This window comes from Gammaproteobacteria bacterium (genome assembly GCA_029881255.1).
Classification (GTDB): Bacteria; Pseudomonadota; Gammaproteobacteria; order S012-40; family S012-40; genus JAOUMY01.
Genome location: JAOUMY010000001.1, coordinates 166,432 through 191,966, shown reverse-complemented (window position 1 = coordinate 191,966; position 25,535 = coordinate 166,432). Strand labels below are relative to the sequence as shown.

Sequence of the window (25,535 nt, the reverse complement as noted above, 5' to 3'; positions counted from 1 at the left end):
GAACCCCATGCCTGGCATTTTCTTTTCCCGCAAGAAAATAACAGAGCAAAGAGCATCATGCCAGTCTAATTCAAGGCTTAAGCTTTAGCGTATGTCGATTGTTCAGGCTTCGCTGGTATCGCGGTTGTCTATACCACGTTCGATTTCACCGTGTTTGCGCAATTCGCGTTTAAGGATTTTACCCGCCGCATTTTTGGGTAACTCAGGTTGAAAACAATATTTTCGAGGAATTTGGTAGCGCCCAAGTTTGTCTCGACAAAACGATCGAACATCGCTTGCTGTTAAGGTCTTGCCTTCCTTGGGGACGATGTGTGCAACGACGTTTTCTCCATGCAACTCGTCAGGCTCCCCAATCACGGCGGCTTCACGGATATCAGGGTGCTGGTAGAGAACCTCTTCGACTACGCGTGGGTAGACATTCATGCCGTTGACGATAATCATGTCCTTGATGCGGTCTACGATGTAGAAATAGCCGTCTTCATCCATGTTGCCAAGGTCGCCGGTTCGAAACCAATCGCCAAAAAAAGATTCCGCAGTTGCTTCCGGGCGTTTCCAGTATCCAGCCATGACACTCGGTGCACGTACGCAAATTTCTCCTGTTGTATTGGTGGGAAGAAACTGTCCGTTACCGTCCATGATAGACATTTCCACGCCGGGTATGGGCAGACCAACAGAGGCAATCTTGCGTTGGCCCTGGATCGGGTTGATGCAGGTGACCGGTGAGCATTCAGTAGGTCCGTCGCCTTCGTATACAGGAACGTTGAATTGTTTTTCAAAATCGCGCATTAATTGCTTTGGCATTGCCGCCCCGCCAGAAACGCATCGGCATATTGATGAAAAACCATCGGCGACTGTATCAGCATGCTGAAGTAAAACGTTATACATACTTGGTACGCCAAGAAAAATAGTGGCCTGATGAATCTTGATCGTATCGGCGAGAAGTTTTGGCTCAAAGCGTGGCAATGGTATGAATGCGCACCCGTGTAATAGCGGCATTAACATGCCGACGGTTGCAGCGAAGGCGTGAAACATAGGCAGGACCACCAACAGTCTGTCTTTACCTGATTCGAGTCCCAAAGCGGTAAAAGCTGCAGTGGTGTTACTCGACAGATTACGATGAGTCAACATGGCCCCTTTGGGCTTTCCTGTGGTGCCTGACGTGTAAAGTATGCACACCAGATCCCGGTGGGGATCAACTTGAAATTCGCCAGGTTTTTTCTGGTGCGCAGCGAATACATGCTGCGCAATATCTGTGTTTTCGGCCAATTGACTGGAAGACGAAACAAAGTGCAACTTGTCTGTGACTAAGGATTGGGTATCTCGAACCCGCTCACGCAGGCTTTCGTGATATATCAACGCACTGGCGCTACAGTCATTTAATATGAAGGCAATCTCTACTGGGGTTAACAGTAAATTGATAGGAACGACAACGGCGCCTGCTTTCACGATACCAATATAGTTGATGGCGAATTCCGCGCTATTTACGAAATATAGCGCCACCCGGTCTCCCGGTTTTATGCCAATATAGGTCAGGGAATAAGCTACTTGCGTGCTGAGATCGTCAAATTCCCGGAAAGAGATTTTCGTTTCCGCATCAAAAATGGCAGTCTGTTCTCCATAACGATCTGTTGTTTGGCGTAACAGTGCGGTTATGGCTTGCTGAATATCGAATTTTGTGTGATCCATGTGAGCGTCACCAGGTCATAGCATAGTCATGTTGCGCATTATAACGGGCAAAAGCCGGCAACGTCTGGTTCTCGTTAGAAAAAGGGATTGTGCGTGGTATTGGTGACGGCTTTCAGTTACACTTCGGCACTCAGTCGAGCCAATATGGCTGTTTTTTCAATTTGTCGCGTAGCCGTGCCAGTTTCATATCTGCTCAGGTAAATCCCGGTTTCCTCAAGTGTTTAACAAGGTGTATACGCGGCCATTCTTAACTATGGCATGTAAAACATGAATATGATCAGCTTGATAGTTTCTTTTGTGGTTGTGGCTGTTGCCGGCTTTTTCTTGGCCCCAACGCTGTCACTGGATAGTAGTAGTTTTGTGTCAGGGGCGTTTGCAGCCGTGCTCGTCGCCGCCATATTGTCGGTAGCATTGCCTTCGGCAAGTGCTGGAAAGACCGCGAAGCCTGGACCGATTCGTCGTAGCAGTACTGTTGCTGCGAAACAAACGAGTGGCGATACTAAAACCTTATATGTGGGAAATCTGGCATTTAAAGCCAATCGCGGGGCGTTGACCAAGTTATTTTCCGAGTATGGCAATGTTGTCAATGTTCGAATTGCCACGGATCGAAATACCCGCAAGCCAAAAGGCTATGGTTTTGTCGAAATGTCTGGGCAGGACGCGGATAAGGCGGCGAGTGCTTTAGATGGCAAGGAGTTTTTTGGTCGCACTATTAAAGTTGCCGAGGCAAAGGAATAGTCGATCCGACGGGAAAGCCGGAATGCTGAGCAAGCTGAAACGATTTTTCGAAGACAATATTTCCTTCGAGGGCGGGAGTGGTTCCGACCCGGCTCATCGGATTCAGCTCGCTACGGCGGCATTGCTCGTCGAAGTCATGAATAGTGATGATGAGGAACACCCGATTGAACAACAGACTATGCACCGAGCATTGTCCGAGCTTTTTTTACTCAGTGAGACAGAAGCAAATACGCTTTTGGCACTTGCCGCAGAAGAAGCCACTGACGCTATCGATTATCATCAGTTTACAAGACTGATTAATGATCATTATTCATACGAGCAAAAAGTACAAATCATCGAACTGCTATGGAAAGTTGCCTACGCTGATAACACACTCGATGCGTATGAAGACCACACCATTCGTAAAATTGCTGAATTATTGTATGTACGCCACTCGGATTTTGTTGCGACAAAATTGCGAGTGAGCCAACACTAACGACGCTATCAAGAGAATACAATATTCTGACACATTAAATTTCTTTATCCACAGAGCCTGTGGATAACTATGTGGATTAGTTGCGGAGAACCCACGGGAAGCCTTATTACATCTATCTTGCTGTTAAATTGCTCGTTTCTTGATCATGGTCTAACATATTGTTTTCATTGAAATTTATTTTGTTATCGTTGCACGACAGAAAGATGCAAAAAAGAAATTTTCTGGTGTTGACGGCCTTTTGAAACTGTGAATAGCTTGATTGATAGATGTCGGTTGATTGACAGCCTCGCGTCAAAGTTAGCAGCATTTCAGAGTTGCCTATGCTAATTGCCGGTAGTCTTTACGAAACAAACGCTGCTATACTCAGTCGGCTTCGGTTGTTGCACCATGTGTCGGGACGAGCCGTGTTTTCTCTGGTGCTTGAGTGCCGAAGGTATTCAAGGGAATTTTGTGGAGTAAGGCATGGCTACTGGTACCGTTAAATGGTTTAACAATACCAAGGGTTTTGGTTTTATTGCTCCGGATGATGGCAGTGAAGATGTGTTTGTACACTTCTCAGTGATTCAGTCCGAAGGTTTTAAAACACTGAACGAAGGACAACCTGTTGCGTTTGAAGCGGAAAAAGGCCCCAAGGGTCTGGCTGCAACGTCTGTATCTGTGACGACGGCCGAAGCTTAGGGCTAAGGCGCTTACGTCGTAACTAAGACGCGAACCGCATCAAGTTGTAACATCGCATTATCGATAACGGATTCGGCTATGGCTAACCGTTCTTCGTAATAGCGAATTTCTTCCTCTCGCACACTGGGATTGTGTTTTCCCAGATCGCGTAGGCGGTTTGCCTCGTCGCTATATATATTACGTAGGCGCTTCATACTTCGGGCGAGTAGGTCTGGCAGTGCATTATTTGCGATGTTACTGCTGCGGTCTATCATGTCCCGTAGTTTTTCCCTCTGAGACTCAATGATTTTCTTTGCGGTGTTGGCATCGACACTTTGCAGGTTTTCTGAGATTTCACGAAAGCCGAGCTTTTCATCGTGTTGCTTACCGCGATGATCTATCAGAACTCGGAACAATTGAGGAGGCATGGTCGCCTGAATCTCTTCTCTCTCGCTTTCTACGCGGAAAAAACACTCGGTTAGCAAGGTACCGCGAGGTACCACTTTCGTTTCTAGTGCAGCAACGCAGGTATTGCCCAGTTCTTGGGTCAGTATCATATCCATTGCGCCCAATACCATCGGGTGTTCCCAGCTAATAAACTGCACGTTTTCGTGATGCAGTGCGGTATTTCGGTCATAGCTGATGGTTACACCATCTTCGGGAAGCTCTGGAAAGGCAACAACCGGCATATGCGGGTTAGGGCGAAGAATAAAGCAATTCTCGATATGGTCCTCTATTTCTACGCCAAAGCAATCGAATATGAGCTCCATAAAGTCTTGTATACGTTCGGGAGCTTCCAGCTTCTTAATTGTCGATATCAGATTTTCGGCCACATCGCTGCGGCATGAATTGAATTCAAGCAGTTTGTCTCTGCCCGCATGGAGTTCATGCGTGTATTTCTGATACATGTCGCGTGAGGTTTGGATAAGCAGGTCGAAATCCTGATTAGTATCGATTTGATGTAAACCCTGCAGCAAAGTATCGCCTAACTCATCAAATATGGTTTGGCCGACATGACAGATTTGTTCAAAGGCATTCAATCCTTCGTGATACCAGCGATACATATAGGCTTGCGCAGTATCGTTGAGATAGGGAACATGAATATTTATCGTATGACGCTGTCCGATACGATCAAGGCGACCAATGCGTTGCTCGAGTAAATCGGGAACGAAAGGCAAATCGAATAACACCAGATGATGTGCGAATTGAAAATTGCGACCTTCGCTGCCAATTTCGGAACAAATCAATAGCTGTGACCCTTCTGTATCGGCGAAAAACGTGGCGGCCCGATCACGCTCGATGATGCTAAGATCCTCATGAAAAACGCCGGCGATTATTCCTTCGCGTTCGCGCAAGGCCTGCGCTAGTTCTAGTGCGGTTTGCTTGTTCGCCGTAATCAATAAACATTTTTCAGGCCTGATTGTGCGCAAGCGTGTGCAAAGCCAGTCTATGCGTGGATCGAAGTCAGTCCAATGTGGATGTTGCCGTACTTGTTGGAATAAGCGCTCCGGGCTGAGAAATAATTGCGGGTTTGTAATACCCGAGTTTACGATTTCCGCCAATGGTTCACGGTACTCCGCCGGAAGCTCCAAAGGATAGGCGTGCAGTTTTCGTTCAGGAAATCCTTTTATGGCATGGCGTGTGTTGCGAAAGAGAATCCGCCCCGTTCCATGAGTGTCTAATAGTTTATTTAATATTGCCAGTCGTTGTTCGTCGGTCGCCGAGTTTAACTCTGCTGGCAAAATGTTTTCGTCATTGAATATTTTTCGCAAGGCATCGAGTGCGCTATTTTCTATCTTCTCACCATCGATGAGTTTTTCAATCAGACTGGCGACGGGTGCATAGTGTCGCTGTTCTTCTTCGAAAGCTTCTATGCTGTGAAAACGTGCCGGGTCTAACAAGCGTAGACGGGCAAAATGCGCATTCTTGCCCAGCTGCTCTGGAGTTGCTGTAAGTAATAACACGCCTTTGGACACACGACTTAACGCTTCAACGATTTGGTATTTAGGGCTCGATTTTTCAGGTGTCCATTCCAGGTGGTGTGCTTCATCTACTACCATCATATCCCATTGGCCATCCAGTAACTGCTCGTGACGGTGAGTGGAATCAGTCAGAAAATCTATGCTGCAGATAACGAGTTGTTCGTTTTGAAACGGGTTGGCAATTTCACTACTCTCTTCCAGCGCAATGCATCGTTCTTCGTCAAAGATGCTAAAGCGAAGGTTAAAACGCCTGATCAATTCCACCAACCACTGATTTACCAGGGGATCAGGTACGACGATTAATACTCTCTTGCAAAGGCCAGTTAATAACTGTTGATGGAGTATCATGCCCGCTTCAATAGTTTTTCCTAGTCCTACTTCGTCAGCCAATAAGACCCGTGGCGCAAACCGGCGTGCGACCTCTTGCGCGATATAAATTTGATGGGGAAGTAAATTGGTGCGAGAACCTAGCAAGCCACGGATTTCGGAGTGTGTGAATTTTTTCTGGTTATAGAGCGTCTGTATTCGTAAATCGAACCACTTGTCTGCGTCGATTTGCCCACTGAACAGGCGATCGACTGGTCGGTTCAATTGGATGAAATTATTGAGGAGTCCCTCTTCGAGCTGTGTCGAATTGCCTGACTCTGTGGTGCCGAAGTAGGTGATAATGCCGCTGTTTTCTTTTGTATGAGTGACAACCATACCCCAGCCTTCATGGCTGAGAATAGCGTCGCCCTTCTTGAACTGGACTCTCGCAAGTGGCGCGGAATCCTTGGCGTAATTTCGTGTTTCGCCAGAGGCGATAAAGACGATCGTCACCATCCGATGGTCGACTTTCAGTATGGTGCCCAACCCCAGCTGAGGTTCTGCTTCACTAATCCAGCGCTGGCCAGGTACAAACTGTTGCGACAAAATAATACGCCTCCGGTGATATATCAGGGGAGGCGTATACTAGAAGATTTGGCGGAAAAAGTCTCGTCGGAAAACCTGGTTGATTTGAACCTTCCTTGGTCCAATAACCTACTACATTAAACTCTCGTCGGTAATACCAGCGGTACGCATTCTGACGTCACGCTGAGCGCACTGATACATAACCTTAACCGCATAGTTGTGGGGCGCTTGATTCCACAGATAAGCATCAAGCACGACTTTTAACAGGAATGGCTGATAGACAACATCTTTACCACCAACTCGTTGTATTGCCGCTAGTTCCAAGGCGTGCTCTGGAGGTACTCCTAGCCGTGAATTGATTACAGAATCGTAACCAACCATCGACATACCATAGCAATGCTGTTCCGGGCCATCGATAGGCTGGCCTACCGCAGCAAGAGATGGTGTGCTGGTAGTTAATAAAAAGCTACAAACTATCAGTGCTTTATTGAAGGACTTCATTTCGACCCTCCTCACTCAAGTAATTCGAGTTGAGTCGTTTACCGCTACGCTCGAGCCTGTCCATACTTAAGGAATGCATCCTTGCCAGCTCAACTCTTTAGACAATGACTTCTGGTAATTGTGTCGACACCTGAGGGTGAAAAATGAAGCGGATAATGTGGTTTTGCCAACTGGCGCACGCTTTATTGAGACGGGGTATAAATATAAGTACTGAAATTTTTGTTTAAATCACTGCAATTTAGATGATTATCCCATGGGATTAGTACTGTTGCATCGCTGTACCCAAGCGAGTTGAGCTGAAAAGGTACGCCGTGAAAATCGATGAGATGCCAACTACCAACGATAGAGAGGATATTAACGGTGGGATGTGTTTTTCTGTAATCGCCAACGGCGCGTGCCATAGCGCGATCCCAGAGTAGTTGTTGCTCTACAAAACGTTGGAACTGTTGTTTTTGTTCAGGGCCTATAGCCTGCGTGTTGTGACGTTGAAAGCTTGCGGCCAGTTTTTGTAGATAGTCTTTACCAGGTATCTCAGGATCATCGACACCTTCTCTCTGGTTTTGAGGAACATTTTTCCAGCCATCAACACGAGTCGCGCGCACTAATTCACGTTCTACGTTAAGTGCAATCAGCGGCGATTTATATCGTTGCGCCAAATAGAGCACCGGTAAGTAGTAGTCGAACGGGAAGCTCCATACGGCGTCCCAATTGGTGTTTTTGCGTAGATTAGCCTCATCAATGTCACCTCTTATCCAACGATCGAGCAGTGCTTGGCTAGAGCGGGGAAAGGCTTCAAGGCCGATTGCCCAGTTTCCATTTTGGAGTAAACGCTCCAACAGCTCCGCGTGCCATAAATGGTGTGATTCGTTGGTGTGATGTTCTCCTAGAAAAATCATTTTTGCATCGGTGAGTTTGTTGAATACGTCTGTTTCGCTCACATATTCGCTACGCTCAGGACTAACCCACGAGTTTTCTTCGAAACACTGTTCAGCGTTTGCAGCTGGCGCAAGTAGTAGACAGGCGAGCATGCTACTGACAGAAACAAATTGACGGACAAGTATTTGCATATCTATGCTTTTGCACGGCCTGTGCCGATCTGAAAAAGAGTCAATTGAAAACAATATATGGTTTTGACCTGATATGAACGTATTTGTTAGTGGTGCCAGTGGATTTCTTGGGCGTTCCATCGTCAATCAATTGATGGCGCGAGGGCATGTTGTGTCACCGCTTTTACGCAAGGCTCAAAAGAAAGATGAATACGTGAAGCGCGGTTGCATGCCGATTATTGGTTCAATGGAGACTATTACTGAGTGGGCAAAAGATTTGCGTGGCTGCCAAGTCGTTATTCATGCTGCAGCACCAATGGTGTTTTGGGGGAAATGGTCGATGTATCAGTCGGGCATCGTCAGCGCTACACGAGACATGTATCTGGCGGCAAAAGCCCATGGCGTGAAACGTTTTATCTATATTAGCTCAGAGTCTGTTTTGCAGGCGCGTATGCCGCTGGTCGATATCGACGAAAATAGAACTTATATTGAGCCTGATTCCATGTATGGATTGGCCAAACAACAGGCCGAAAAGTGGTTGCTTGAACAAACTGATGGGCCTGAAATCATTATTCTCCGACCAACGTTTATTTGGGGTAAGGGGTCGGCGGGACTCGAAAGCATCGTAAAAAAAGTCAGGTCTAAGCAGTTTATCTGGGTTGATGCAGGCGCTCAGCCTTTCGAAGCGGTACATGTGGAGAATGTTGCGGCAGCGTGTATTTGTGCTTTGAATCATGGTGTGCACAAGGGTGTTTACTACATTACTGACGGTGTGGAACATAGTGCGCGTGAATTCATTGGGCAAGTGTTGGAAGCGCTGGACTATAAAACGCCTGAGAAAAGCGTTCCGGGCTTTATTGTGTATCCCATGGCGGTGTTGATTGAATGGCTATGGCGAATGTTGCACCTGGGCTTTACGCCACCGCTTACGCGATTCGAAACGAGCTTTATTTCCTTGCCGCGACGCTACAATATTGAGCGCGCAAGAAAGGAACTGGGTTATAAGCCTGTGATTACTATCGAGCAGGGTTTGAAAGAGCTTGCGCTTATGTAGATTGGAATGATGAATTTGTAAAAACTTGTTTCTACCACGCCCATGTTTGTGTCCACCACTTTCCGCTGCGAATCGTACTATTTTCCATGCTCACCTTTTTTGCTAAAGGTAATCTTGTTCAATCTTGTGAGCAAAAAAATTTATGCTGTTCATGTTCGTAGATGAGCGTGTGGCACAAGCATCCGGACGCGGGTTTAGATGAAGGCAAGTTAATTGAGAACATCTCTCCTGCGTTGCTAATTTCTAAATGACACTCTCGCGTCCTAGTGTAGTGTGAAAGTGTAAGGAATCTTATATAACGCAGGGACCGGCTTTCCATTGATATTGGCCGGAATAAAAGTCGAACCCATCGCCATTTCCATGGCCGCCTTGTCGAATTCCTCGCCGCCGGATTTAATGACACGTGTTTGTCTAACTCGTCCTTCTGCGTCGATTAGAACCTCTAGTTTGACTAAAGCCTGTTTATTTTGCGCACGCATGGCCGGGGGGTAAATCAAGTCGGCCTTGTGGACGATGCGCGGCATATTGGTAAGTTCGTGTACCGGTGTTGGTGTCGGCATAAGCTCTTCGGGTGGTTCTTCAATAATTTCTTGTTCCACAACTTCTTCAACAGGTGCTTGTTCTTTTTCCGTTAATACCGGCTCCTTAACCGGTTCCGGTGGAACAGGCCGTGGCTCTGCAGGTTTAGGTCTAGGCTTGGGTTTTGGAATTGGCTTTGCTTTTTTGGGTGGTTCAATCGGTTTCACAATGGGTTCTTGCCAGGCGACAAAGTCCAGTTTAATGATGGGTGCAGGTGGTGGCGGGTCGCTATAACCCAGTCGAGGTAAAATAAGAAACAATGCGGTGTTAATCATGCTCCCTATGACGAATGCCAGCAGCCAGATTTTTTCTTTATTCTTCATTACGTTTGTTAGTTGCTATACCGACCTGTTTTACGCCTCCTGCTTTACAGGCATCCAGCACACCGATAAATGTTTCGGTAGCAGCGCGTTTGTCGACTTGTAGTAATACCGCAGTATCTGGTGCAGCAGCCAGTTGCTCAGTGACGAGGCGTTTAACATCTTTTAAATCTATAACGCGGTTTTGAAATTGAATCTCACCACTACTGGAAATAACAAAGGTGATTTTTTTTAGCGCTAATGGCTCTGATTGTTCGGTTTCAGGTTTCTCAATGACCAGTCCACGATTCTCTGGAAACACCGTTGTTACCATGAAAAAAATCAGGAGTAAAAATACTACGTCTATGAGTGGCGCCATCGAAATTTCTGGCTTGCCGGCGTCCATGACCGGCGACTTTATTGGGTTATGCTGCATGCTTGTTTTGTATCCCCTGGTGATAAATTGCCTGCATGCTTTGTTCGGTAATAGCCAGGACAGTACGAAGTTTTCGTGCTAACAGGTGGTGGGCAAAGATTACCGGTATCGCAATGATTAACCCACTGGCTGTAGTCAGTAGCGCCTGTGAAATGCCGTGGGCCATTTCCTGTGGATTGCCAGTACCCTGAATCGCGATAACTTCGAATACCTCTATCATTCCCGTTACCGTTCCCAACAGGCCTAGCATAGGTAAAAGCGAACCAATGATGGCGATTGTGGGCAGGGTTCCTTCCAGGCGTGGCATGTGCTCGGTGAGCTGGATGTTCAACTGTTCTGCCAGGGTTTGCTTGTCCTGTATCTCATGCCACTGAAGATTGCTGACCAGCATCGCTATAGGGCTGGCATTTCCTTGTGGACGAAAATGGTTCTGCTGTGAAAATTCGTGTTGGTCTTTTACCGCTGCGCGATACCACCCGTGTATGCGCAACATGCGTTCTATCAGCATGATGATGGCAAGCCAGGCCGTAAAAAAAATGACCCACATTACCGGGCCGCCTCGTGCCATCAGATCGAGAAATTCGTTCAACAAAACACTCTCCTAGAAATTCGCTTCCATACCGAAGAAAGGCAACACGATGGGAGGGAAGCCGGTTTTTTTCGGGTTTTCGTAATCTTCGTAGTCTTTGCCATAGTCATAGAACACGATTGATCTGGTAAAAGTGACATTGCGAAGATCCAGATACAAGTTCAAATTCCAGGTATTGTAACGAATCAGTCTGTCGAGTCGCAGGTCCACCTGGTGAAAAAACGGGCGACGACTGCTATTGCGTTCACCTTCATAGATGGGATTCCAGTGTGACAGATTTGGATCGTCGGCTGCATTTGCCTGATCGGCACAAGGCTCTATTTGACCATTGTTATTACACTGGGCCTCGCGACCAACAATCGGTGTATAAGGTCTGCCCGAATGTGCCTCGACGCGAACACCCCAACTCCATTTGCTCCAGCTTCCGCCCATGGGTTGGCTCCACACAAAATTAAGCGTGTGTGGTTGATCGGCACTGAAATCGCGTTCGATGTCGAGTATGGTGGTGCGCGAACTGCGTGCGTAAGAATAACTCAACCAACCCATTTTACGATTTGCGTACTTACGTTTGATCAATAAATCGATACCGTAGGCTTCACCTTTGCCGTGATTCTTGTAGATATTCGGTGGTAATGCAGGATAGGTAAGTACCAGGTCGTTCATCGGCTTGTGGTAGCCTTCGAGTTGTACCATCCAGTCATTATTGACCTTATATTGCGCACCAAGAATTCGGTGTTCGGATCGCGTAAAACCGAGATCAGGATTCCCATAACCTTTAACCAGTTGCGCCTCTTGCGGTATTTGTATGAATCGTCCCCAGCTGGCGGTTAACAGTAAATTGTCAGTTGCCTGATATTCCAGGGAGCCGCGCGGCGTGTAGTCAGACATATCGACTCCATCGGATGCGCGCACCAGACTGTAACGCAGCCCTAGCGTCGCCTTGAGGCTGTCCATAATCGACCAGCGCCACTTTAGGTACGGTGCGATACTACCGGCGCGCACAGTTTTATCGATTTTGAATTTTTCTGCGCTGGTGAAACTGCCTTGCGGGCCGCCTTCTTCTGTAGGTGTGCTGCTGATGTTGAGTTTCAAGGGAAATAAACCATAAAACAGGTGTGACCCAAGACTAAACTCGTGTCGAGGAAATGGTGTCCAGAACAACTGTGGATGCGCCAGGCTGGTCAATTGCTGCAGGTCTACAAAAAATGGATCGCCATTTTCATCACTTCCCATTTGCTGATGAGAAAACACATTCTTTAAAGATGCCGTCATTTGCCCTGTTAGCGTGGGCGCCAGTTGGTACCGCAGGTTTAAACCTAAAGAATGGAATCCCCATTTGGCATCCAGTATGCCGAGTAGTTGCGGGTCGGCGGTATCCAGGCTTTTGATGTCAAATGCCAGTCCGTCGCCGGAACCGAGATAAAGAAGATCAGCGCTCCCCTTGTTGAGCTCGTAGTGCCAGTTCGCCTGCGCGTCCCAATATTTGGGTAAGGTAATCACCGAAACATTGGTGTCGCTGTCTGGGTCTTGAACCAGTTTGGATAAATCATCTATGACAGGTGACAGCACTTTATCGATATAACTGGCGCGCGCAGCGATATAAAAACTATGTTTGCCTTCCTTATCAATCGGACCCTCGAGCAATCCTGCCGACTCATTCAAAGCGACGCGATAAGTCTGATGCAGGCGATCGTTTTTTGGATTGCGTAGTTTAATGTCTACCACGCCGCCCAGTCTGTCTTCGTACTCCACCGGGAAGCCACCGAGGAAAATATTGAAGTCCTGCACCAGGCTGGGATTAATTACAGAAATGTTCCAGGTATGGTAGAGATAATCGATGGGAATACGGTTTACCCACCAGCTGTTTTCGCCTCCACCACTACCACGGACATAGATGGCGCCCGGTCCACCTTCGCCACCGCCTCCTCCGCCCCCACCACCGCTGACAATGCCGGGCAGAGTTTCGATTACCTTGATGGGATCACCCGAAGTGCCGGGGATACGGCGTAGCTCTTCCTGCTGCAAAACAAATTTGGACGATTTTTCCTTTACGCGCTCGGCGACGACTTCCACTCCTTCGCCTTCGAAGCTCATAAGATCGAGATAGACTGTCAAAGATGGTGCATCTAGCGTTTGTTCTATGGTGGCATAGCCGGAATTGAGTATTTTGATATCGACTGGTAATTCGATTCCCTCGAACTGGACCAATCCATTTTTGTTAGTGGTGTCATAGTCGCCGGTTTGTTTGATCACGACTGTGGCGCCTTCCAGGGGATCGCCACTTCCTTTTTCCAGCACGCTGATTTCAAGATTTGCCGCGTGAGTAAAAGTGCTGCCAAAAGCGGAAAGCAAAAGTAACATGCGCCCCCAGGCTCTCATCCCTGTTCCCCCTTCCTTAAAATTGTTTTGAGATATCGATGCCCTGGCTGTTAAAGGCGACGTAAAAAAGCATCAGAAAATTGATCATCGATAGCACGCCAAGAATACGCGTGACGAAGACAAAATTTTTCGATTGTGTCCAGTCGAAAAAAAATTTCCATGCCGCCGCTGCAGGGACTTTTTCGTAGAAATTTCCAAACCATTGTTGGATCTGGTGTGTACGGTGTAGACACACAACACCCATGAATAAAAACCAGACCCCCATTAAAATATCCATAGTTATTCTGCCTTTGCTTTCTTGTTCGCATCGGTGAAAAATTTCAACGCGGCTTCCACGGCGAAAATTGGCGCCTGGGCGACACTCTCGGGCTCGATCGGTCCCTTTTGTTCCTGATAATACTTGCGTATAGCCAGTACATGTAGAGGCAATTCACGGAAAAACAAGATATTTTTTCCCAGAAAGTATTGAGCAAGCGCTATCACGGAATAGGCGAGTCTGGCGGCTGATGGGGCCTCTGGCAATTTAACCATCACCTGCGGCCACTCACCGGCTCGTTGATCGGCTTCGATGAGGTAATACTCTGAAGGGACAGGGGCTTCCAGCGCGCGTAGGGATAATTGGGTGTCGATTTTCAAAGCCGCCTTCTGGTGGAGCTCATTTACCGGGCTGTACATCTCTGGAATGCATCCAGCGGCCCAGTTGGCAAGGGAATCGAGCAAGAGGGTGGATTCCTCTGTATCACAGAGACGATGCATGACCAGTGTAAAATAGTGGTCCCAAATCCAGATTTGTTCATGCTCAGGGTAAGATGCCTGGATATCGATGTAACATATTGAATTATCGGCGTAATTGTCATCACACGCGAGGACGATTTGGCTCATTTAATGGCTCCGATGGGTGCTTGTTCTATGCAAGCCCGTCAGTTTCGCTTCTACTGGCTGCAATGGCAAGAACGAAGAGACGCTTCGCTAGTCCAACCATCAAGCTTTACTCGGCGACGCCGAAATAGAGTATGGGAATTTATAAGTTTTTGATTTTTTTACCAACGAAGTCTATGCGATCAATTCTATACGGTATCCTGTGCTGGTTTGGCCTTGTATGCCTCGCGACAGCAGCGGCTGCGCCCGTTGCAGCCGAGTCCAAGGTCGATGTGGAAAATCCAATAGTCAGTGAGCTGATTGCCCACCTAGTCGTCGATATCTACGAAGACTGGGCAGAAGACCTTGATTGGCAGCGTCTACGCGATTTCTATCTGAGCAAAAAATTCAAGCCGATATGGCTCGATGGCGATGTCGCCTCTGAACGGGCACGACTCTGGCGAGATACCTTATTAAGGGCCGGCGACGAAGGCTTGAACCCCCTCGAATACCACGTTACAGCGATTCGTTATCTTTGGAATGCTAAAAGAGATGTGAGTAGAGCCCGGCTTGAGCTACTGCTTACCGATGCATTTTTCCGTTATGTCATCGAGGCTCGCGTTGGGTACCAGTATCCCCGGCTCGTTGACAACGAGTGGTATATCAATCCGCCCACGGTCAAACCGCTAGAGGTGCTCGAACAAGTTCTTGGCAGCCAGGATATCCAGGCGGCATTGGATCTGATACCACCACAGCATGGTGGTTATCAGCGTTTGCGAACAGCGCTTGCACGCTACCGGGCGACATTGACAGTAAAGGGCGAGTGGATAACGATTCCGCCCGGTCCACATCTGAAGTTAGGATCTTGGGGAGATCAAATCGTCATGGTGAGGCGTCGTTTACTTCACGAAGGCTACCCGATTAGCTCAAGGCCTCAGGACGAAAAATTGTTTGATCGAGATATGGAGCAAGCAGTAAAGCTTTTCCAACGTCATACAGGAGAAAATCCTGACGGCATCGTAGGACCGAAGACACGCTACGCCATGAATTTGAGCCTCACCGACCGTATTGACCAGATCGCGCAAAATATGGAGCGTTGGCGCTGGCTACCTCATGATATGGGTAGTCGTTACGTCATGGTAAACATGGCTGGCTATCGCTTATATGTGATAGAGAAAAATAAATCCGTGTTTGATATGCCGGTCATTATTGGTAAACCGTATAGGGCTACACCTGCGTTTGCCGATAAGATTGAATATCTGGAGTTCAATCCAACCTGGAGCGTACCGCCGAGAATTGCGCGCGAGGAATTTTTACCAAAGATGATTAAGGATGCGAACTTCCTGAAAGCGAACAATATTCGAATTCTTGAAAACTGGGGTGAAGACGCGGCAGAAATCGACCCTACAGCTGTCGATTGGGCAGAGATGGACCCTGAAGATATTGGTTTCAAATTTGAGCAGATGGCCGGCGACCATAATAGTTTGGGACGCGTAAAATTTATGTTTCCTAATAGTTTTCGCGTTTACTTGCATGACACGCCGATTCGGCGACTGTTCTTCCAAAATGTTAGAACCTTTAGCTCAGGCTGTATACGCGTTTCGCGCCCGGTTTCTTTGGCTACCTATCTACTTGGCGGCAGAGAAAATGGGTGGAGCAATCGTGAAGTGCGCAAACTCATTTCGCGCAGTGAAACACAGCGTGTAAATCTACCAACCAAAATTCCTATTTATCTACTGTACTGGACTGCCTGGGTGGATGATGGGGATATCGTTCAGTTCAGACGAGACATCTATAACCGCGACAACAAAATCACTACCATAGCCGGTGGAGAATTCAGTGGGGACAATTCCTGAGATCGGGTGTTTGAAAGACAAGGAATGAGTTGTAACAAAATCGTTGTCTGAGGATCTCTATACCAGTCTGTTGCAAGCTGCCTAGAGGTACTCATAGTGCAAGGTCTTACAAGGTTATTGTTGGGCATAACAATATTGTCGCTGGTAGCGGCATTCTATATATTCGACGCACATCAGTTTTTTACCCTGGATTATATTAAGTCTCAACAAGATTCCCTGATCGCTTTTCGGGATCAACAACTCGTTTTTACCGTTGTGGTGTTTGCCGGGGTCTATATTGCTGTCACGGCGTTATCTCTTCCGGGCGCAACGATAATGACTTTGCTTGCCGGGGCTGTGTTTGGTCTTTTCAATGGAACAATTATTGTGTCCGTCGCAAGCACCATCGGTGCGACGCTGGCTTTTCTAGTATCGCGATTTCTATTGAGAGAATATGTTCAAACACGCTTTTCGGCAAAGCTAGTGCAGTTTAATCAAGGCATGGAAAAAGATGGTGTGTTTTATCTTTTCAGTCTACGTTTAATTCCCGTTGTGCCTTTCTTTGTGATTAACCTGGTAATGGGCTTGACCAAAATTCGAACATGGCAGTTTTTTTTCGTCAGTCAGGCTGGCATGCTGGCGGGTACAATTGTCTACGTCAATGCAGGTAGTCAGTTGGCAGATCTGGATTCACTTGCAGGGATATTGTCGCCGGCTTTAATACTGTCCTTCGCGTTGCTAGGTATATTTCCTCTACTAGCCAAGAAAATGGTTTCAATATTGAAGAGAAATGGCAAAATCAAAAAATACAAGCGTCCACGTAATTATGATTTCAATTTGATCGTTATGGGTGGTGGTTCGGCGGGATTGGTTACCGCCTATATCGGCGCCGCTGTTAAGGCAAAAGTGGCCTTGATAGAAAAACATCGCATGGGTGGGGATTGTCTAAACACTGGATGCGTTCCCAGTAAATCACTAATACGATCGGCAAAGATACTATCCTATATTAAGCGTGCGAAAGAGTTTGGTTTTAAACAGGCAAGTGTCGATTTCGAATTTGCAGAAGTTATGGAACGCGTCCAACGAGTGATACGTGAGATCGAGCCACATGACTCAGTGGAACGATATACCGGCCTGGGGGTGAAGGTGATTGAGGGAGATGCGAAGATAGTCTCTCCATATGAGGTCGAGGTGAATGGTGAGCGAATGACGACGAAAAATATTGTTATTGCCACTGGCGCCAGGCCATTTGTGCCTTCTATTGCCGGACTTAAGGATATTGAGTATGTAACATCTGACACGCTATGGGAGCTTCGGAATCAACCCAAACGTATGCTGGTGCTCGGTGGTGGGCCAATCGGCTGTGAGTTGTCTCAGGCATTCCAGCGTCTTGGTACGAAGGTGACGTTGATTCAACGTGACAAACATCTGATGCCACGAGAGGACGACGATGTGTCTGAGTTGATAGTCCAACGGTTTAAGAGCGAAGGAATCGAAGTTTTGCTTGAACACGAGGTTGTTCGCTTCGAGAAAACCGGAGGCTATACGGTTGCGATCTGTAAAGGTCCACAAGGCGAAATTCGAATCGAATGCGATCTTGTATTCGTCGCACTGGGTAGACAGGCGAATGTATCGGGTTTTGGCCTGGAATCACTCGACGTGAAATTGCAGGCTAATGGCACTATAGAAGCAGACGAATTTCTACGCACCAACTATCCAAATATTTATGTTTGTGGAGATGTTGCAGGACCGTATCAGTTTACGCATGTCGCAGCGCATCAAGCCTGGTACGCAGCGGTTAATGCGTTGTTCAGTCCTTTCAAAAAGTTTCGCGTAGATTATTCGGTAATTCCCTGGGCGACCTACACTGATCCTGAAATTGCGCAGGTTGGGCTAAATGAAAAAGTGGCCAGGGTGCGCGGTATTGATTTTGAAGTGACGCGTTATGGCATAGACGATTTGGATCGCGCTATAGCAGAGCAGGAAGCGTACGGTTTTATTAAAGTGTTAACAGTGCCGGGGAAGGATAGTATTCTGGGCGTTACGATAGTCGGCCATCATGCAGCAGAATTGATTGCCGAATATGTATTGGCAATGAAACACGGTATTGGATTGAACAAGATTCTGGGAACTATTCATATTTATCCAACTCTCTCTGAGGCGAATAAGTATGTTGCCGGAAACTGGAAGAAGGCCCATGCGCCGGAAAGACTATTAAGTTGGGTTTCGCGATTCCACGCCTGGCGAAGGGGAGTCTAGGGAATTTGAAACTTCCCTACTCAACTTGGATCAAATTCCAACAAGATTTTGTCGATAGTTAGCATGGTTGTTGGTTTTGTTGAGAGGTAGGTCATGGGGGAAGTGGTCAAATTCAAGATTCCTAAAGCCGCTGAGAAGCACAAGGGGAAGAGTTTGTGCAAAAGTGGTTTTCATAAGTGGGAAATCGACCAGAAGCAGGTGTTTGATGTTAAGAAAGGTAAACTGGTAACGGTATACAGGTGTACACGTTGCGGTCAGAAAAAGGCTGAAGCGAAGTGAGCGGAGATACAGTACCTTTCTATAGAAAGCGCTACGTTGGATGGTTGATTCAGGCAGCGGTGCTTGTGCTGGTCTATCTCGGTGTGCAGTTTTATCAAACCTTGGATACACCAAAGGGAAAATTACCTTCTGTCACGGCCCAGTTTCTGGACGGGCAGGTTATTCGTCTTCCAGAGGATATCAGCGAACCGGTTCTCATACACTTCTGGGCGACCTGGTGTACGGTCTGCCGACTTGAGCATGGCACCATCGATTCGCTTTCCCGTTCCGGAAATGTCGTCACTGTGGCTTCTCATTCGGGTAGCGCAGATAAAGTGAAAGCAGTCGTTCGCGAGCGCGAAATTATTGCGCCTGTACTGGTGGATGATTCCGGGACTATTGCACAACGTTTTGGAATTCGTGCTTTCCCCACAAGTTTTATTGTGGATAGAAACGGATTGATTCGATACACGGAAGTGGGATATACAACGGAGCTTGGATTGCGTCTACGGCTATGGCTAGCGGGCATACTACAAGAATAAAAATCTGATTTATTCGGCCAGACCTTTCAAAATCGACTTCTCTTTCATTACGACAGACTTCATCGTATCAAACTTAGGATTTTTCAGGCCTAACATCGCCAAGTGCGGTTGCCTCAAAATCTGGGGCATATTGGTTTTAAGGGTGTCGTCTTCAATTTCATGCGCGATCATGTTAGCAATGGACACCAGTACCACTGTCGGACTGTGCTTTGCGCGGTCGGGCTTGTCGTGATGATAGAGTATTGCTTCAAAGAATTCTTTCGGTAGATTCCACTTTTTCACCAGGCTTGCACCGAATCTGGTGTGCAGTTTTTCCAGTAAATCTTTTATTACTATAGTATCCGTGATGTTTCTTTCCTCTGCGACTTCTTTCAATATGCGCAGCAGTAAAACTTTTCCTATATCATGAAGTAATCCATATGCGAATAGATTGTCAGCCTCAGGGTAATTGATCGCATGGCCGATTTCTCTTGCGACAATGGCACAGGTCAAGCTGTGATCAAGAACCTCTTTCAAAATACCTTCATATGTTTTATCTGGGGTTTTAAATAATCGAGAACTTGATACTACCAGTATGTAGTTAATGGTGCGCTTTACGCCTATGCGCAAGATTGCCTCTTTAGAATTGTATACAGGCTTGGCAGCGGCGAATACCGGAGAATTTGCGGCCTTCAGTATTTTAGAAAAGATTCCTGGATCTTTTTCTATTAATTCGGATACTTTTGCCAGCGGCGCTTTCTCATCTTTGAGTAGCTCGATGATTTTGTATCCGAGCTGAGGCATGACTGAAAAGTCCAGATCATCAGTTTTTAGTTTTTCTGCAAGTTCATTAACAATACCGGTGACAGGTTTGGTGGCAGCGTCGGTATTACCACCTAACTCAGGTAAGCTCATTACCCCGGAAACATGTTTGGCAAAGAGTTCGTCGTTGAGAGGTTTTGCAATAAAGTCTTTTGCGCCCAAGGCTACGCATTGCGCAATATCATCACTTTTAGTGTGACTGCTAACTACGATAACAGGTGTTTTGCGTCCAGCGGCTTTTTTAGCGATATTTTTGAGGGAATCGAGACCTTTTAAATTGTCGGAGAGTATTTCGACAATAACTAGTGACAAAGGAGTGCTGTCTATAACTTTGTAGGCAGATGCCTCGTCACCGGCGAAACACACACGGCAGGAACGTGCAGCAAAAAATGTCTGCATTGCTTCCTGACTTGCGCGGTCCGAATCGATGACGAGTATATTTTGTGCTTTGCCAGTGTCCATTTTTACAACCACCAGAATTCTCTGATGGTTGTCGGCAATCTACGCTAAAGTCTTGAGTAAGCTATTTTACTACCAGTGATAAGCGCATGCCCATGGCATAGTGCTGTTCGAGCTGGTTGTCTTCCATCTCGACCATATTGCACAAAAGCACGTATTTACCAGGCTTTAAAAAAGCGGTGAGTTCGTGTTTTGAAAAGGCAGTAACGTCTTCGATTTCATCAATGACTTCTCCTGCTTTTGCTTCATCAATGCCACCTTCCGGGAGCAAGGGTAGTTGATCAAAAGGAAGATCGGTTTTTAACAGGACAATTTCGTGGGTTTCCCTACCGCGATTTTGAATGGCTAGCGTGACCTTACCGGTACGTACCGTGGTCTTGTCGGTAACGATGCGCCATTCTTGTAACATGATGTTGATATTTTCAGCGGCCTGAAGCGGCAGTGCGATAGACGCAAGCATTAACAGCGTCGCTATGCGTACGGTTCCCATGGATATCCCCTCTTTTTTGTTGTAAGGAAATCCATTTTAGTCTCATCTGGGGGGTAAAGGAAATGCTTAGCGGATACCGAATTCCATATCCATTGGGCGACTCAGATAGTGCTGGTGCTTCTTGATAGCGTAGTCCAGGGCCCGGTAGATGGTGAACTGATCCGGGAAGCTATTGAGCTTGGTTTCTGTCACGCGGCTGACGGCCATGTCGAGGGTCAATAGCGGTGCCGGGCTTACTACGATTCTTCGCGCCTGTTCCCAGTTTTCAGCGGACGGGTTTTGTAACAGGCGAGTAATATGTCGCTGATTACTTTCCGATAATTCACCGTAAAGATCCTTGCAGTTTTCGACCAGTTTCATCGTCGTTCTCCAAACTGTTGTTATAGCTTTCAAAGGAGAGACGAGCAAAAACTGAGCCGAAAAAAAAAGCATTCTGTTCGGAATGCTTTTAGTTTAAGGAGAGTGCTAGAGAAAACGGTTTAGAGCTGTTTAGTTACTCAGTCCTTCTTTAAGCTGGTTCAGCTCTTGGGCGGTGGTAATTAACAGTGAGTCGCCAACAAATGCCTCGAGGTACTGATTTTCCTCTTCATAGGTACGGACGTCCTGTTTTTCACTCATATCGGTTTTAGAAAAGATTTCAAGAAACATTTGGGTTCCTCCTTTTCGTACGACTACCCGCCAGATGTTTGTAGAAGTCTACAAAGCAAATGTTAAAGACTTGTTAAGTTAACTTGGATATCGTCCAAAACCGCTTTCAAGCACAGGTAATTACGTAACAAATTGTTTCTAATTATTTAAATTGGATGTATTTATTAAAGTTTTCAAACTGTCAGGTAAACCCGACTGTTCAGACATTTTACCTGTGTGTCGATAGGGACTACAAGCAAAGTATCAAACCAGGTTCAGGACACTATCTAAGACCCGGTAATAGTTGAATTAGATGATAAGGAGATTGCATGAGTCCCGTCCCCTCCGAGCTGCGCATAGGTGAAATGCTTTATCTTCAAATTGAGCAAGATGGGCTTCACCATCTATCGCCATCCACCCTCCTGGGGTATGTAGATAGCCGCCATATCCGGGTAAGCCTTCCAAGAAGTGAATTTCCCTTGGTAGAAGGCTGCCAGGTAGTAGTAAAGCGCCGAATGGGTGGACAAATCGTGAGATTTAACAGCAGGGCTGCAGCGATCCGTGAAACACCCTATCCCAGCCTACATTTGGTATGGCCAGTAATGGGACAAAAACAAGCCCCTTTGGCTGAGAGTGTCGTGGTGGCTTCGGAGGGTATCTTGCTCAATGTCAGTACTCAATCGGGCAAGAGTTCGATGGTGCGTATGAAGAACATAACGGTCGGTGAGGCTTGTTTGAGCGGACGTGACCGGCTAGGCAATGTGGGGGATCGTTTATTGATTTCCATACGATCCCCATTTGGGCCGGGGCTAGTCAAACTGAAAAGCGTCATACGATTCGTGCATGAAGAAACAGGAACGCACCCAGGTGTTACACATGGCGTACGTTTTACCGAACTAGACGAAGAGGGCTTGTTTTTTCTGGAATGTTTTATAGGGCGAGGCTGGTATCAGGGCAGCTGCGTAGTATAAGTTTCGACACTCTAAAATAATTCGATATCGTCGGATGTTTCGTCCTTTTTGTCGCCTTTTAACTCATATTGTTCTTTGGATATGTAATAGCGCTCCACGTGTCGCACCGTTTCTGTGAGGCTGACCAGGGTCTCGTTATTGCCTCCGCTTTGTTGGCTCCGAGCCTTCTGTAAAAACTCGCTTAAATCCTTCATTGCGTTGGTTACGGCGCTGATAATCTGGAATACGCGGTCCTGGAACTGGAATGCGACGACCATTTTGTTCAATTCCATTTGTAGTTCCATGAACGTTTTTAACAAATGAGGATTGCTGTCATCTGCGTCGTTAACCAGCTCATCGCGCACGTCTTCCAATTCATTGATAACGTTTCCCGCCTGTTCGCGAATTTCAGCGGATAACTGTTGAATATCCAGGGTTTTTAAAACGATACGGTTGATGTTGCGACGCAATTTATTGTTTTCATCCTTGGTGACTTCTTCCACGGTGGTGTTGTGTATTCGATGGCCAGCGTGTATGAGGTCTTCGGTAAAACGGTGTATACGCTGCAGTTTTTGGCGCATTTCCGTGGGTATCTGCTTTTCCAGGGTACTTGGGTCTACATCATTAAATTTCTGCGCAAGGTAGGTGAACCCGGTGATTAGGGTGTCAACGCCGTCCGCAAGTTGTTGATTGGCAATTTCGAGCTGCGCGACCAATAAAGGAAAAACATGGATGCAGGCCTGGTCCATAGTGACCAGATCAGAGGTATCATCTGTGTTCAACACTGGTGCCGGCTCTGACATTTGCCCCTCCTGTTGGTATAGCACTCCCATGTTAGCGACCAGACTGAGCTCGGACTTCATCTCAGACGAAAAGGGAATGCGCTGAATTGTTTTTAAAATAACAATGTTTTACAAATAGTGGCTTGTTTGTAATCACAGCTATAACCAAGAAAATTGCTTGGTTATGCTGGTCTGTTATAATTACCCCACTTCAATGTGATAAATCCCTATGTACCCCGCAGTTGACATATTTTCCTACCGACCATACTGGGCCAAGCGCTTCGGGACTGCGTCGTTTCTCCCCCGCACTCGCCCCGAAATGGAAGCGTTGGGCTGGGATTCTTGCGACGTCATCTTGATTACCGGCGACGCCTATGTGGATCATCCCAGCTTTGGCATGGCGGTGGTGGGGCGTGTGTTAGAGGCTCAGGGCTTTCGGGTGGGCATTATCGATCAACCGGACTGGTCTGATACCAAGGATTTTAGCCGACTGGGAAAGCCTAACTTGTTTTTCGGGGTCACAGCCGGAAACATGGATTCAATGGTCAATCGCTATACCTCAGACAGGAAAATTCGTAGCAACGATGCCTATACCCCCGATGGTACAGCGGGTAAAAGACCGGACTATGCGGTCGTGGTATATGCCCAACGATGTCGAGAGGCATTCAAGGGGATACCGATTGTTCTAGGCGGTATCGAGGCCAGCTTGCGCCGTATTGCTCACTATGACAATTGGTCGGACAAGATCAAGCGTTCGGTGTTAGTCGATGCCAAAGCCGATATGCTGGTGTATGGAAACGCAGAACGGCAAATTGTGGAGCTTGCTCATCGCCTGGCTTCCGGCGAGGATATAAAAGACGTCACAGACATACGTGGTACAGCTTTTTTTCGTCGCGAAATTCCTGACGGCTGGTACGAACTGGATTCTACCCACGTCGATACGCCTGGCGAAATTGTGCCTCACGCCAATCCTTATGAAGAAGTCGCGGCTACGCCGCCTGATCAGAGCGTTATTCGTTTTGTTTCTCGTCGTGCGCCCAAACTCGACCCGGCGCGAACCGTAATTCGCTTACCTTCCTTCGAGCAAGTACGTAGTGATCGCGTGACATATGCCCACGCGTCGCGTGTGATGCACCAGGAAACTAATCCTGGTAATGCGCGCGCATTAGTGCAACGACATGGTACGCGCGAGGTGTGGATCAATCCTCCCCCGATTCCGCTGACGAGTAAGGAGTTGGATAAGGTTTTTGATTTACCGTATCGACGCATTCCTCATCCTGATTATCAGGCCAGTAAATTTCCCGCATACGAAATGATTCGTTTTTCCGTAAATATTATGCGCGGGTGTTTTGGGGGATGTACCTTTTGTTCAATTACGGAACACGAGGGAAGAATCATACAAAGTCGTTCGGAAGATTCCATTATCCGTGAGATAGAGGCTATACGAGATACGGTTCCCGGGTTCACAGGCGTAATTTCCGATCTTGGTGGACCGACAGCGAATATGTATCGACTAACATGTAAGGATGAGGCAATCGAATCTGCATGTCGCAAACCTTCGTGTGTTTACCCGGATATTTGTCAAAACCTGGGTACCGATCATCAGCCTTTGATACGGTTGTACCGGCGCGCGCGTGGATTGAAAGGCGTGAAGAAAATTCTCATTGCGTCGGGACTTCGCTACGACCTCGCTATACGCTCACCTGAGTATGTAAAAGAGCTGGCGCAGCACCATGTTGGCGGCTATCTGAAAATAGCGCCGGAACATACGGAAGAAGGTCCACTAAGTAAAATGATGAAGCCTGGAATAAAGGTATATGATCGTTTCAAAGAGTTGTTTGAACGATATTCCCAACAGGCAGGAAAAGAACAATATTTGATTCCATACTTTATTGCCGCCCATCCGGGTACTACAGACGAAGATATGATGAATCTCGCTCTGTGGTTGAAAGCTAATGGATTTCGCGCGGACCAGGTGCAAACATTTTTGCCGTCACCTATGGCGACTGCAACGGCGATGTATTACAGCGAAATGGATACTTTGCGTAAAATCAAACGGAATTCGGCGAAGGTGTTTAGCGCAAGAGGATTAAAGCAGCGCCGCTTGCATAAGGCTTTTCTGCGTTATCATGATGCGAATAATTGGCCCTTATTGCGTGATGCTCTGAAAAGTATGGGGCGTGCAGATCTTATTGGGAATGGGAAAAAACATCTTGTTCCGACTTATCAGCCGGCGGGTACAGGTGATCGCGCTGAAGGCGCGCGCGTTACACAAAAAGCCAAACCTTTCAGAACGCAGCAAACACACGGATTGAAAACAAAGAAAAGCACTGCGAGTGAAAGACGAAAAAATAAGTAGTGC

General features: G+C 47.1%; 25 protein-coding genes. 10 read left to right on the top strand and 15 right to left on the bottom strand.

The features are described 5' to 3' along the window. Positions 1-102: 102 nt before the first annotated feature. Entirely contained in the window at positions 103-1,686 is a 1,584-nt protein-coding gene (locus tag OEZ43_00880; GenBank protein MDH5544112.1) for a long-chain fatty acid--CoA ligase, read from the bottom strand. Positions 1,687-1,953: 267 nt separating this feature from the next. On the opposite strand from OEZ43_00880, the gene OEZ43_00875 reads away from it, so the two are divergent. The 3 genes from OEZ43_00875 (at position 1,954) to OEZ43_00865 (ending at position 3,577) form a co-directional block, all read left to right on the top strand. After that, positions 1,954-2,424: an RNA-binding protein gene (locus OEZ43_00875; protein ID MDH5544111.1), complete on the top strand. Its 471-nt coding sequence runs from the start codon at positions 1,954-1,956 to the stop codon at positions 2,422-2,424. 22 nt (positions 2,425-2,446) lie between these two features. Next, on the top strand, positions 2,447-2,899 hold the full coding sequence (locus OEZ43_00870) for a TerB family tellurite resistance protein (protein ID MDH5544110.1): 453 nt from the start codon (positions 2,447-2,449) through the stop codon (positions 2,897-2,899). Between the two features lie 462 nt (positions 2,900-3,361). Beyond that, positions 3,362-3,577: a cold-shock protein gene (locus OEZ43_00865; GenBank protein MDH5544109.1), complete on the top strand. Its 216-nt coding sequence runs from the start codon at positions 3,362-3,364 to the stop codon at positions 3,575-3,577. Between the two features lie 11 nt (positions 3,578-3,588). On the opposite strand, the gene rapA is transcribed toward OEZ43_00865, so the two are convergent. The 3 genes from rapA to OEZ43_00850 all read right to left on the bottom strand — a co-directional run bounded on the left by rapA (position 3,589) and on the right by OEZ43_00850 (position 7,997). Further along, entirely contained in the window at positions 3,589-6,450 is a 2,862-nt protein-coding gene (gene rapA, locus OEZ43_00860; GenBank protein MDH5544108.1) for an RNA polymerase-associated protein RapA, read from the bottom strand. Positions 6,451-6,561: 111 nt separating this feature from the next. Next, positions 6,562-6,930, bottom strand: a complete 369-nt coding sequence (locus OEZ43_00855; GenBank protein ID MDH5544107.1) for a hypothetical protein — start codon at positions 6,928-6,930, stop codon at positions 6,562-6,564. 182 nt (positions 6,931-7,112) lie between these two features. Then, entirely contained in the window at positions 7,113-7,997 is an 885-nt protein-coding gene (locus tag OEZ43_00850) for a ChaN family lipoprotein (GenBank protein MDH5544106.1), read from the bottom strand. 73 nt (positions 7,998-8,070) lie between these two features. Between OEZ43_00850 and OEZ43_00845 the strand changes: the two genes are divergently transcribed. Next, the gene (locus tag OEZ43_00845) at positions 8,071-9,030 is read left to right on the top strand and encodes an NAD(P)-dependent oxidoreductase (protein ID MDH5544105.1); all 960 of its coding nucleotides are present in this window, start codon (positions 8,071-8,073) and stop codon (positions 9,028-9,030) included. Between the two features lie 263 nt (positions 9,031-9,293). On the opposite strand, the gene OEZ43_00840 is transcribed toward OEZ43_00845, so the two are convergent. Genes OEZ43_00840 through OEZ43_00815 form a run of 6 tightly spaced genes read right to left on the bottom strand, consistent with a single transcriptional unit; the run spans position 9,294 to position 14,194 of the window. Next, positions 9,294-9,932, bottom strand: a complete 639-nt coding sequence (locus OEZ43_00840; GenBank protein MDH5544104.1) for an energy transducer TonB — start codon at positions 9,930-9,932, stop codon at positions 9,294-9,296. Continuing rightward, a complete protein-coding gene (locus OEZ43_00835; protein ID MDH5544103.1) occupies positions 9,922-10,344 on the bottom strand; it encodes a biopolymer transporter ExbD in 423 nt (140 codons plus the stop codon). Before OEZ43_00835 ends, OEZ43_00840 begins: the two co-directional genes overlap by 11 nt. Continuing rightward, the gene (locus tag OEZ43_00830; GenBank protein ID MDH5544102.1) at positions 10,334-10,936 is read right to left on the bottom strand and encodes a MotA/TolQ/ExbB proton channel family protein; all 603 of its coding nucleotides are present in this window, start codon (positions 10,934-10,936) and stop codon (positions 10,334-10,336) included. The genes OEZ43_00835 and OEZ43_00830 overlap by 11 nt, the downstream gene beginning before the upstream one ends. A 9-nt stretch (positions 10,937-10,945) precedes the next feature. Beyond that, positions 10,946-13,312, bottom strand: coding sequence for a TonB-dependent receptor (locus tag OEZ43_00825; protein ID MDH5544101.1), 2,367 nt, complete (start codon positions 13,310-13,312; stop codon positions 10,946-10,948). Between the two features lie 16 nt (positions 13,313-13,328). Continuing rightward, entirely contained in the window at positions 13,329-13,577 is a 249-nt protein-coding gene (locus OEZ43_00820; protein ID MDH5544100.1) for a hypothetical protein, read from the bottom strand. A gap of 14 nt (positions 13,578-13,591) precedes the next feature. Next, positions 13,592-14,194 carry a hypothetical protein gene (locus tag OEZ43_00815; protein ID MDH5544099.1) on the bottom strand — a complete coding sequence of 201 codons (603 nt, stop codon included), beginning with the start codon at positions 14,192-14,194 and terminating at the stop codon, positions 13,592-13,594. Between the two features lie 173 nt (positions 14,195-14,367). On the opposite strand from OEZ43_00815, the gene OEZ43_00810 reads away from it, so the two are divergent. From OEZ43_00810 to OEZ43_00795, 4 genes are all read left to right on the top strand, one after another. Next, positions 14,368-16,026 (top strand): L,D-transpeptidase family protein, encoded by a 1,659-nt coding sequence (locus tag OEZ43_00810; protein ID MDH5544098.1) that lies wholly within the window; start codon positions 14,368-14,370, stop codon positions 16,024-16,026. A gap of 117 nt (positions 16,027-16,143) precedes the next feature. Then, the gene (locus tag OEZ43_00805; GenBank protein MDH5544097.1) at positions 16,144-18,264 is read left to right on the top strand and encodes an FAD-dependent oxidoreductase; all 2,121 of its coding nucleotides are present in this window, start codon (positions 16,144-16,146) and stop codon (positions 18,262-18,264) included. 93 nt (positions 18,265-18,357) lie between these two features. Beyond that, positions 18,358-18,543: a hypothetical protein gene (locus tag OEZ43_00800; protein ID MDH5544096.1), complete on the top strand. Its 186-nt coding sequence runs from the start codon at positions 18,358-18,360 to the stop codon at positions 18,541-18,543. Beyond that, positions 18,540-19,064, top strand: a complete 525-nt coding sequence (locus tag OEZ43_00795) for a redoxin family protein (protein MDH5544095.1) — start codon at positions 18,540-18,542, stop codon at positions 19,062-19,064. Before OEZ43_00800 ends, OEZ43_00795 begins: the two co-directional genes overlap by 4 nt. 9 nt (positions 19,065-19,073) lie before the next feature. Here OEZ43_00795 and OEZ43_00790 read toward each other — a convergent pair whose 3' ends face one another. The 4 genes from OEZ43_00790 to OEZ43_00775 all read right to left on the bottom strand — a co-directional run bounded on the left by OEZ43_00790 (position 19,074) and on the right by OEZ43_00775 (position 21,462). Continuing rightward, a complete protein-coding gene (locus OEZ43_00790; protein ID MDH5544094.1) occupies positions 19,074-20,327 on the bottom strand; it encodes an HDOD domain-containing protein in 1,254 nt (417 codons plus the stop codon). 61 nt (positions 20,328-20,388) lie between these two features. After that, positions 20,389-20,814, bottom strand: coding sequence for a hypothetical protein (locus OEZ43_00785; protein MDH5544093.1), 426 nt, complete (start codon positions 20,812-20,814; stop codon positions 20,389-20,391). Positions 20,815-20,880: 66 nt separating this feature from the next. Next, positions 20,881-21,174 (bottom strand): hypothetical protein, encoded by a 294-nt coding sequence (locus tag OEZ43_00780; protein MDH5544092.1) that lies wholly within the window; start codon positions 21,172-21,174, stop codon positions 20,881-20,883. A 129-nt stretch (positions 21,175-21,303) separates the two neighbouring features. Next, complete coding sequence (locus OEZ43_00775) at positions 21,304-21,462, bottom strand: hypothetical protein (protein MDH5544091.1); 159 nt, start codon at positions 21,460-21,462, stop codon at positions 21,304-21,306. Between the two features lie 308 nt (positions 21,463-21,770). Here OEZ43_00775 and OEZ43_00770 point away from each other — a divergent pair, with 308 nt between their 5' ends. After that, on the top strand, positions 21,771-22,412 hold the full coding sequence (locus OEZ43_00770; protein ID MDH5544090.1) for a flagellar brake protein: 642 nt from the start codon (positions 21,771-21,773) through the stop codon (positions 22,410-22,412). Positions 22,413-22,423: 11 nt separating this feature from the next. Here OEZ43_00770 and OEZ43_00765 read toward each other — a convergent pair whose 3' ends face one another. Beyond that, positions 22,424-23,194, bottom strand: a complete 771-nt coding sequence (locus tag OEZ43_00765; GenBank protein MDH5544089.1) for a hypothetical protein — start codon at positions 23,192-23,194, stop codon at positions 22,424-22,426. 208 nt (positions 23,195-23,402) lie between these two features. Between OEZ43_00765 and OEZ43_00760 the strand changes: the two genes are divergently transcribed. Beyond that, on the top strand, positions 23,403-25,532 hold the full coding sequence (locus OEZ43_00760; protein MDH5544088.1) for a YgiQ family radical SAM protein: 2,130 nt from the start codon (positions 23,403-23,405) through the stop codon (positions 25,530-25,532). Positions 25,533-25,535 lie beyond the last annotated feature (3 nt).